Annotated in this window: 5 protein-coding genes; all 5 read right to left on the reverse strand. The window is 64.4% G+C overall.

Going from position 1 to position 7,982, the window contains the following annotated elements:
• Positions 1–29: 29 nt before the first annotated feature.
• Positions 30–2,483: a M20/M25/M40 family metallo-hydrolase gene (locus ABE473_RS07370; RefSeq protein WP_346489000.1), complete on the reverse strand. Its 2,454-nt coding sequence runs from the start codon at positions 2,481–2,483 to the stop codon at positions 30–32.
• A 264-nt stretch (positions 2,484–2,747) separates the two neighbouring features.
• Positions 2,748–3,149 (reverse strand): hypothetical protein, encoded by a 402-nt coding sequence (locus tag ABE473_RS07375; protein WP_346489001.1) that lies wholly within the window; start codon positions 3,147–3,149, stop codon positions 2,748–2,750.
• Positions 3,146–3,997 (reverse strand): RHS repeat-associated core domain-containing protein, encoded by an 852-nt coding sequence (locus ABE473_RS07380; RefSeq protein WP_346489002.1) that lies wholly within the window; start codon positions 3,995–3,997, stop codon positions 3,146–3,148. The genes ABE473_RS07375 and ABE473_RS07380 overlap by 4 nt, the downstream gene beginning before the upstream one ends.
• 661 nt (positions 3,998–4,658) lie before the next feature.
• On the reverse strand, positions 4,659–6,224 hold the full coding sequence (guaA, locus tag ABE473_RS07385) for a glutamine-hydrolyzing GMP synthase (protein ID WP_176989808.1): 1,566 nt from the start codon (positions 6,222–6,224) through the stop codon (positions 4,659–4,661).
• 111 nt (positions 6,225–6,335) lie between these two features.
• Positions 6,336–7,793, reverse strand: a complete 1,458-nt coding sequence (guaB, locus tag ABE473_RS07390) for an IMP dehydrogenase (RefSeq protein WP_123729717.1) — start codon at positions 7,791–7,793, stop codon at positions 6,336–6,338.
• Positions 7,794–7,982 lie beyond the last annotated feature (189 nt).

The raw sequence follows: 7,982 nt of genomic DNA on the forward strand, positions 1-7,982 counted from the left end.
CTCCATCCCGTCGGGCGCATTACCGCGCCCTAATGCGCGGCGCCCTCCGGGCTCACGCGCGTCGCGCCAAGAATCCAGGTCATGTCAGAGGTCGACCACGGCACGACATGCGCCGAGCGCGCCGGCAGTGGCGTCGCATCCCTCGGCCAGCCATCGATTCCCGCCGCGGCCTGCACCTCGACCGGACCGCTGTCCGCTGGCCAGCGCAATTCGATGCCGTCCGGCCCCGGTGCCTGCCAGCGCAGACGCGACCAGCGGTCCGCCTCGTCCAGCAGGGGCACTTCTTCGCCCTGCAACTGCACATTACGCACCACCGCCCCGCTCTTCAGCCGTACACGGAGTTCGCGCGTGTCTGCGGGTGCCCGCACGCGCAGCACCGATTGACCGGTGGCGGCATCGAAGGAACGCTCGAAGCGAACCCGCTCGGGCACCGCGATGGCGTCGGCCTTCGTCGCCCAGACACCCGTCCAATCCAACGCCGGAATCGGCAGGCGGGCAGGCTCACCCTGCCCTACCCGCAATGCGCCGCGGCTCCAATCGGACAGCTGCGACAACGGACTGACACGGTGGTACTGCTGGTTGTCTGGATCGGCGACGAACAGCACCTGGGACAGTTCGGGATAGCGCGTGCGGTCCGCCTGGGTGAGCGACGCCGCGGCCAGTACACCTGCGGCAGACAACAGCGTGACCAACGCGGCGATGGCAAGCCAGCGTCCGCCATCGGCCACGCGTACCCACGGCAGCAGCAACATGGCGAGCCACGCGAACGGCAACGCCAGTACTTCAGGCGTACCGAAGCCGATCGCCTCGAACAGCTGCAGCGCGAAGTGGAAGACATGGGCCAAGGTGAATGCGGTGATCACTGCCGCGGCAAGGACACGCAATGCGGTCAGCGGCGCGTGCGCCGGCAGCAGCCAGACCATCGCGGCCACCGCCAGCAGCGGCCACAGCAGCAACGGCGCCAGCTCCGGCGCAAGCACCTGCACGACCGCGCCGATGATCCAGGCCACCAGCAAGGCACCCAGCCGCATGCTTTCCCCGCGAACCGCGGTACCTGCACTGGTCCAGGCCAGCAGCGCCACCACCACACCCAACACCAACCCTATGGCGTCGAATCCACCCCGCAGCGAGGCGCATGCGCCCGCGAGCACGGCGAGCACGGCCGCTGGCTTACGCGCCGCCCTGCACAGCGTCAGTACGCCCAGCGCCAGCACCACGCCGATCGCCAACAGCCCCTCGCCTGCCGCCAGCTTGGAAAACGCCGCCAGCAAGTCACGGTTGTTCACCAGCGTGGCATCGCCGCCGCCCAGCAACCGGTACGACACACGCACGGCCAGCGCGACCGACAGCAGCGCCAACGGCCACCAGGCCGCGCCACTGACCACGCCCCGCCAGCCGCCTTGGTTGAACTTGGCCCGGCGTGCGACCACGACAAGGACCAGCAGTCCAAACGCCAGCACGCACCAGCCCGACCACGTCGGCACGCTGATCATCCAGCCGCCGGGAAGATCGCTGTAGATCGCCTCCTGGGTGGAGGTCGGCAGCGTCGCCGAGGTCGCCAGCTGGCGAACCATAGGCAGCACCTGCGCGCCCATGTGCTGCACGCTGCCCGGGTCGAGGTTCGCCACGCTCGCGGTCGCGGCGTGATAGTCGATCTGGCTGCCGATGATCGCGAAATTGAGCCCCGGAATGCCCTTCTGCGCCGGCACGGTGAAGTCGGTGCCGTTGGGCATGTAGCGGTAGACGAAACCGGTCAGCGAGTTGCCCAGCGGCTGCGGCGCGAGTTTGGCGAACGTGCCCAGCAGCGCCGCGTTGCCCGGCCCGGTTTCGAACAGCACCGCACGGCCACTGCTGCCGCGTGCTTCCAGATTGATGACGGTGCCGATGCGCGACGCGAGCGGATGCGACGCGAAGAACGCACGTGCGCCGAGCAGCCCGGCCTCCTCCGCATCGGTGAACAGGAACACCACGTCACGCTGCCGCACGTCACGCTGCAGAGCACGGGAGATCTCCAGCATCACCGCCACGCCAAGGCCATCGTCGGCCGCGCCGGGCGAATGCGGAACGGTGTCGTAGTGCGCCATCAGCAGCACCGCCGGCAGGCTGCGATCGCGGCCCGGCAGTACCGCGACCACGTTCTCGACATTGGCCGCGCGCACACCACGGCCGTCGCCCGAACCGTACTCGGCGGCTGCGTTCCCGCGGTGCACGGCCACCTGCAGTCCGGCCTGCTGCAGGTGGTTCACCAGTTGGTCGCGAACCCTTGCCGCGGCCGCTGAGCCGGTGGGATGCGGTTCGGCAGCGATCCAGCTCAGGTGCTGCATCGCGCGTGCCGACGAGAACTCGGTGGTGGCGATGCTGGCTGGCTGTGGCGGCGGGGTTTTCTGCGCGCTCCAGGCGGACCATGCGGCGATGACGATGGTGAGGAACAGCAGTGGCAGCGCGTAGAGAGCAACCACGCGAGAGGCACGCGAAGTGCTCACGCGACCACCTTTGAACCGAGCAGCCTGAAGCAGAAGAGAGTTCCGAGCACGGCGCGAATCCAAAAAGGGGACATTCGCAGGATTACAAGGCCATTTCCGGTCTGTCAAACATTTTTCCGATGCGCCTAAAGTGCATGCGCACTCGATACTCACCTGGCGTCAGATGTCCACGGGGTAACAGGTGAGTCTGTTCGCTGGTAAAGATCAACCATGGGGGCGGGGTAGAAACGGGATCTGCCCCCCGGGAAAGATCAACTCGTGCCTTCATCGAGAATCCGTCCGCCATCGTCGCCCCAATTCGGTCCCCAGCAGAACCGACAACACTGTGACAGCCCAATCCAGCATCCAGAGCGGAGACTGATGATTTGTGTCACCGATTGCAAATAGAAGTAGAGCACCAAGTAATTCATGAAGCACAAGCACGGAGAACACATGGAGATACAGCGATCGCGCCTGTACTAACGCCAGCCTGACGAACACCCCACTGACAACGGCAGCGTCCAGCAGATAGTCGATCGAGTATCGAAGCGCCAGCTGCGCTGCCGACAGTTCACTGCCCATCGGACTGTCAGTTATCGCACTGACGCAACTTCGCAAAAAAAGCAGAGCGATGGCGAACACGACAACCCTAGGAATGTTCATGAATTTCCCCTGCAGCGAAGTCAAGGCACACCGCCCTTATCACGCCAGTCGGTGGGTGCTGGCGACTCAGTCATTATGTGTGGATCTCCAGAATCCTTATCCCCGCGAGAACGTTCAACTGTAGCCTCAACCGTATCACCTACCGCTTTTCCGACTGCCGCCCCAACAAAGTCGGCGGCGTCCTTACCTATTTTTCCGTCCAGAACCTTCGCCGCAATCTGGCCAGCCACCTCACCCGATACAGCCCCGGCCCCCTGCCCAGTGGCGTCCTCTCCGCTAGCGACCTTGATTGTTACTTCAACCGCGTCTTTCACTGGCGCCACGGCCGTAAAATCCATGATCGTTCCCGCGATCTGGAGATCCTGCCTGTTCTGCCTATCCACCTGCGCTTGGGCTTTCTCGAAATCTCCACCATTGTCCACCATCGCACGAATCCACCGCCCGATCTTTTTGCCCATCGCTCTCGACTGACGACCGTCCGGGTCGGTGAATGTGTACGGGCTATTGAATGCATAGGCATAGCGGTGGAACTGCCGCCAGTCGCCCGTCTCATAAGCCATCACCGGATCTACAGACAAGAACCGCCCTATGCCGGGATCGTAGTACCGCTGCTGCATGTAAATCAGTCCCGTGACTGCATCCTGCACATGGCCGGTGTAGCCCGGTCCGTCGCGCAGTTCGGGCAACAATTGCATGCCATACGGCTCATATTCTCGTCGTTCAATGACGCGACCACTGCCATCGGTCACAGCGACGATGGAGCCCAATGCATCGGTGTGCGTGTACTTGACCGTCTCCTGCACCTGGGCTTGCGCCGCGGTGCCGAAGACCAGAAGCAGCCACGGCAGGTAAGGACCTGCTTCTCGGCTCATGACTGCAACTCGTCAGATCCGCATTCCGCTATCGAGGTCGGTGGGGAGGCGTTCCACACGTTGCCCGACCGGGCTGCACCACGCCGGACAGCCAGAGTTGCTGCAGACCCACCCGACATGGCCCAGTGGTCTTTGCGCCGCGTACTGGACATCGCCATGCATCGGCAGGCGCGCCTCCCCGGCGTCTCGAGATCGTCAGTGTCGTGACGGTAGGTTGACGAATGACCACACCACATTTCCACGCCCCTGGACTGGAGTTGTGTGTAGAAAGTAGTCAGGAGGAATGGCTGTCGAAATAGGAAACCTCCGCGCCTTTCTATCAGGAAGGCACGTCGGGAATTCTGTATCCGGGCATAACAAGTTGAAAAGGAGCATGCATGCCAATCACGAAGAAGATGGCGCGATAAGGACCTTATGGGCTGCAGATGGTGCCGAATGAGTTGATTCGCCAGCTCAGCAACGGCCTGACCACAAGAGCATCGCCATGTATGCCGGGGCATGAGCGTGCGCGACATCCGCGCCAACCTGTCCCGCAGCGCGGCAGCCAGGTCTCCCCACCTCTGCCGTCGAGGTCTCGCTCCCGATGTTCGGAACATCGGATCATGTGAAAAAGCTAATCACATATGACAAGGGCGCCTCTCGGCGCCCTCGTTCTTTCAACTCATTCCCACTCAATAGTAGCCGGCGGCTTCCCCGAGATGTCATAAACCACCCGCGACACCCCGCGCAGCTCATTGATGATCCGATTACTCACCGTACCCAGGAACTCATACGGCAGGTGCGCCCAATGCGCCGTCATGAAATCGATGGTTTCCACCGCGCGCAGCGCAATCACCCACTCATACGCACGCGCATCACCCACCACGCCCACCGACTTCACCGGCAGGAACACCGCGAACGCCTGGCTGGTCTTGTCGTACAGATCGGCCTTGCGCAGCTCGTCGATGAAGATCGCATCGGCCTTGGCCAGCAGTTCGGCGTATTCGCGCTTCACTTCGCCGAGGATGCGCACGCCCAGGCCCGGGCCCGGGAACGGATGGCGGTAGACCATGCTGCGCGGCAGGCCGAGCTCGACGCCGAGGCGACGCACTTCGTCCTTGAACAGCTCACGCAGCGGCTCGACCAAGCCCAGCTTCATGTGCTCGGGCAGGCCGCCGACGTTGTGGTGGCTCTTGATCACGTGGGCCTTGCCGGTCTTGCTGCCGGCCGACTCGATCACGTCGGGGTAGATGGTGCCCTGCGCAAGCCACTTGGCGTTCTTCAGCTTGGTGGATTCTTCATCGAAGATGTCCACGAACAGGTTGCCGATGATCTTGCGCTTGGCTTCCGGATCGCTCACGCCTTCGAGCTTGCTGAAGTAGCGGTCCGCGGCATTCACGCGGATCACCTTGACGCCCATGTGCTCGGCGAACATCGCCATCACCTGGTCGCCTTCCTGCCAGCGCAGCAGGCCGGTATCGACGAACACGCAGGTCAGCTTGTCGCCGATCGCCTTGTGCAGCAGCGCGGCCACGACCGACGAATCGACGCCGCCCGACAGGCCCAGGATCACTTCGTCATCGCCGACCAGTTCGCGCACGCGGGCGATCTGGTCGTCGATGATGTTGGCGGCGGTCCACAGGGTCTCGCAGCCGCACACATCCACCACGAAGCGGCGCAGCAGCGCCTGGCCCTGCAGGGTGTGAGTCACTTCCGGATGGAACTGCACGCCGTACCAGCGCTTCTCTTCGTTGGCCATCGCGGCCACCGGGATGCGATCGGTCACGGCGGTGACGGTGAAGCCCGGGGGCGCGACGGAGACGTGGTCGCCGTGGCTCATCCAGACATTCAACTTCGGCTCGCCACCGTGGTCGCTCAGGCCCTTGAACAGCGCATCCGGGGCGACGACGTTGACTTCGGCATGGCCGAACTCACGCTGGTCGGCCGCTTCGGTGGCGCCACCGAGCTGGGCGGCCAGGGTCTGCATGCCGTAGCAGATGCCGAAGATCGGCAGGCCGCTGTCGAACACTTCCTGCGGCGCGGCGGGCGCGCCCGGCAGCGTGGTCGATTCCGGGCCACCGGACAGGATGATGCCCTTGGCGCCGAACGCGGCGATGTCGGCCGGGTTGTGGTCCCATGCCCAGATCTCGCAGTACACGCCGAGCTCGCGGATGCGGCGCGCGATCAGCTGGGTGTACTGAGCACCGAAATCGAGAATGAGGATCTTGTCGTTATGGATGTTGGTCATGGCGCCCTGGGCAATGCAGGAAAGAAAACAGGAAACGAATACGAAAACCGGCGGCCTATAGAGAAAGAGGAACGGGAATCAGCTTCCTCGTTCCTCTTTGCTCATGCCGCATCAGGCGCGGTAGTTCGGCGGCTCTTTGGTGATCTGCACGTCATGGACGTGGCTCTCACGTTGGCCGGCGCCGCTGATCTTGACGAACTTCGGCTTGCTGCGCATGTCTTCGACGGTGCCGCAGCCCACGTAACCCATGGTGGCGCGCAGGCCGCCCATCAGCTGGTGGATGATGCCGCCGACCGGGCCGCGATACGGCACGCGGCCTTCGATGCCTTCGGGCACCAGCTTGTCGGCGCTGGAGGCGTCCTGGAAGTAGCGGTCCTTGGACCCCTTCTCCATCGCGGCCAGCGAGCCCATGCCGCGGTAGCTCTTGTAGGAGCGGCCCTGGAACAGCTCGGTCTCGCCGGGCGATTCCTCGGTGCCGGCCAGCAGGCCACCGATCATGATGGTGGAGGCACCGGCGGCCAGCGCCTTGCCGATGTCGCCGGAGTAACGGATGCCACCGTCGGCGATCAGCGGGATGCGGTCCTGCAGCGCCTCGGCGACCAGGTCGATCGCGGTGATCTGCGGCACGCCGACACCCGCGACGACGCGCGTGGTGCAGATCGAGCCCGGGCCGATGCCGACCTTGACCGCGTCCGCGCCGCTGTCCAGCAGCGCCAGTGCGGCTTCACCGGTGCAGATGTTGCCACCGACGACCTGCACCTGCGGGAAGTGCTTCTTGACCCAGCTCACGCGGTCCAGCACGCCCTGCGAGTGGCCGTGCGCGGTGTCGACCACCAGCACGTCCACCCCGGCGGCGACCAGCGCCTCGACCCGGCGGTCGGTATCACCACCGACGCCGACGGCCGCGCCGACCAGCAGGCGGGTGGCGGTGTCCTTGGCGGCGTTGGGGTAATCGGTGTTCTTCTGGATGTCCTTGACGGTGATCAGGCCGCGCAGGGCGAACTCATCGTTGACGACCAGGATCTTCTCGATGCGGTTGCGGTGCAGCAGCTGCAGCACTTCATCCGAGGCCGCGCCTTCCTTGACCGTGATCAGGCGATCCTTCTTGGTCATGATGTGGCGGACCGGATCGTCCAGCTCGGTCTCGAAGCGCATGTCACGGTGGGTGACGATGCCGACCAGCTGGCCGCCGCCGTCCACTACCGGCACGCCGGAGATGTTGCGCGCCTGGGTCAGGGCCAGCACGTCGCGGATGGTGGTTTCCGGGCCGACGGTGATCGGGTCGCGGATGACGCCGGCCTCGAACTTCTTGACCTTGGCGACTTCGGCAGCCTGCTGCTCGACGCTCAGATTCTTGTGGATGATGCCCATGCCGCCGAGCTGGGCCATGGCGATGGCCAGGCGGGCTTCGGTGACGGTATCCATGGCAGCCGAGAGGATCGGAAGCTTCAGCCGCAGGTCGCGCGTCAGGCGCGTTTCCAGACTGACATCCTTGGGCAGGATGATGGAATGAGCGGGGACGAGGGAGACGTCGTCGTAGGTGAGAGCTTCAGCCTGGATGCGCAGCATCGGCATACCCGAGATGTGGGGAAGCGCGACATTTTACCCTGATTCGGGCGTCTTTGGCAGGGGGCGGATGCGACGCTGTGTCGCGCCGGCAAACGCCGGTTCAGGACGCGGAGAATGTCCCCAAAACCAACCCGCGGTAGTGCCGGCCGCTGGCCGGCTCCTCATGATCCTTCGGCGGCACTACGGGGT

Source organism: Stenotrophomonas sp. TWI700 (assembly GCF_039673645.1).
Classification (GTDB): domain Bacteria; phylum Pseudomonadota; class Gammaproteobacteria; order Xanthomonadales; family Xanthomonadaceae; genus Stenotrophomonas; species Stenotrophomonas maltophilia_AA.